This is a genomic window from Pseudovibrio sp. WM33, from assembly GCF_001623165.1.
GTDB lineage: Bacteria > Pseudomonadota > Alphaproteobacteria > Rhizobiales > Stappiaceae > Pseudovibrio.
This window is the reverse complement of the sequence record NZ_LMCK01000086.1, coordinates 10,916-13,425: the sequence shown is the minus strand read 5'-3', so window position 1 is coordinate 13,425 and position 2,510 is coordinate 10,916. Positions and strand designations below refer to the sequence as shown.

Genomic DNA, 2,510 nt, shown 5'->3' with positions numbered 1-2,510 from the left:
GTCTTGGTGAATCTATCACTGATACCTTCACTTATACGGTTACGGACAGCCTCGGAGAGAGCTCAGTTGCGACAGCGAGTGTAATCGTTGCAGGAGACAGCGAAATACGGACCGGGAGTATGGGAGATGATACTTATTTGATCCAGGCAAGTAGTGGATCAACGATGATTGACTATACCACTGAGGTCGATGATGGCGGGTATGACACGGTTGTCTTTGAGGATCTGTCTCTTCTTGACCTTACATTTACAACAGTTGAACACGATGACGACAACGGTACCGCTCTGAAACTCTCTTGGGATGTAGATGGGAGTAGACCTGCAGGTCAACTCCAGATCGCCAACATGGGCAAGCATATTGAGCGATTTGAGTTTGCTGACGGGACGACGCTCAGCAAGATTGAGGTGTTGAACGATGGCCGTGTTGAGTTAACCGGTACCGACGGCGATGACAAGATTACTGCTGGAGATCTGGCGGAACTTATTAATGGCGGTGAAGGAAGTGATACTGTTCGCTACTTTGATGCAACGACATCTGTCACTGTCAATCTTGCAGATCAATCCCAGAATAGTGGCGATGCGACAGGTGATACTTATGCGTCCATTGAAAATATTATAGGTAGTGATACACACGCTGATCACCTAACCGGTGATGAAAACCATAACAAAATCTGGGGCTATGGAGGCAATGATCAGCTCTATGGCGGTGCTGGTAACGATTATTTTTATGGTGGTGAAGGTGCCGATTATATTGATGGCGGAACTGGTTTGGATTTTGCCCGATATTCTACTTCGGATGCGGCTGTCCATGTGAACCTAGCAACTGGCTTATTCGATGGAGGCCATGCGACGGGGGATGTTCTTGTGGGCATTGAGAATGTTGAAGGTTCAGATTTTGATGACGTTCTCATTGGTGATGATAATGCCAACGCTTTGTATGGCTTAGATGGAGATGACCGCCTTTACGGTGGTAAAGGTAATGACACCCTCAATGCCTCTGGTTCGGGAGCGGACTATATTGATGGCGGGGAAGGAACCGATGCGGTAAGATACCGCTGGTCCCACGCAGCTGTCACCGTTAATCTCGCAGATCAGTCTCAAAATGCAGGTGATGCGGCTGGTGATGAATATATCTCTATAGAAAACATAATGGGCACAGATGCATACGGTGATACGCTCACAGGTGATGCTGGTGACAACAGAATTTGGGGCTATGGAGGTGATGATATCCTGACTGGAGCTGGAGGAAGTGATCGCCTTTATGGTGAGGGAGGAAGTGATCGCCTGTATGGTGGAGAGGGAAATGATGAGCTGTTTGGTGGAGAAGGGGCAGATTACCTTGATGGTGGCGCTGGCTCTGACCTTACTGATTATCGTGCATCGGATGCAGGCGTAACGATCAATCTTGCTGAAGATACAGCCAGTGGCGGCCATGCGACCGGAGATATCCTTGTCAATATCGAAAATATCGGCGGCTCTCAGTTTGATGATGTCCTTATTGGCGACGACAATAGAAACAATTTGTACGCGAAAGATGGCATTGATCACCTAGAAGGTCGGGGCGGCAATGATACGCTGAATGCCTATGGCTCTGGAGCAGACTATCTGGATGGTGGGTCAGGTAATGATACAGTTCGTTATTATCATTCTAACTCTGGTGTAACTGTGAACCTTGGTGACTCGAGTCAAAACACCGGCGATGCAAGCGGTGACACCTACATCTCAATAGAGAATATTGTAGGTACATATGTTTATGCTGATAAGCTAGTAGGGGATGATAACGATAACAAAATATCTGGTTATGGTGGAGCGGATACATTAGATGGTGGTGCGGGTTGGGATACTCTAGACTACTACAATTCTCCTGCAAGTGTTTCTGTCAATCTGACAACTGGAGAGGTTTCAGGGGGTCATGCCGAAGGGGATGTCATTGCGAATTTTGAGAACGTTCACGGTACTCATCATAATGATGTTCTCTTAGGAGACGAGATCAACAACGTTCTTTACGCCAACAATGGGCTCGACCATTTAGAAGGTCGGGGCGGCAATGATACGCTGAATGCCTACGGCACTGGTGCAGATTATCTGGATGGTGGGTTAGGTACTGATACTGTTCGGTATCGTTGGTCTAAAGATGCGGTAACCGTCAACCTTGCTGATCCAAGTCAGAACCAAGGCGATGCTGCTGGCGATACCTATATCTCCATCGAAAACATCATGGGCAGTGATGCTTATGGAGACCACTTAACCGGAGATGCAGGGAACAATAAAATTAACGGTTATGGAGGAGCAGATACGTTAGATGGCGGTGCGGGTTGGGATATACTAGACTATTACCACTCACCTTCAGGTGTTTCTGTCAATCTGACAACTGGAGAAGTTTCAGGCGGACATGCCGAAGGGGATGTCATTGCAAACTTTGAGAACGTTGCTGGTTCTAATCATAGTGATATCATCTTGGGTGATGAGCTGAACAACAGCCTTGTCGCACTCAACGGCAATGATCATCTG

General features: G+C 47.5%; 1 protein-coding gene and 1 pseudogene. Both read left to right on the top strand.

The annotated features are described in order from the left end of the window. Positions 1-83: pseudogene (locus tag PsWM33_RS28880) on the top strand (hypothetical protein); the annotation flags it as partial. 81 nt (positions 84-164) lie between these two features. Further along, positions 165-2,510, top strand: a 2,346-nt coding sequence (locus PsWM33_RS27355) for a calcium-binding protein (protein ID WP_275078558.1), incomplete at its 3' end; no start/stop codon positions are given.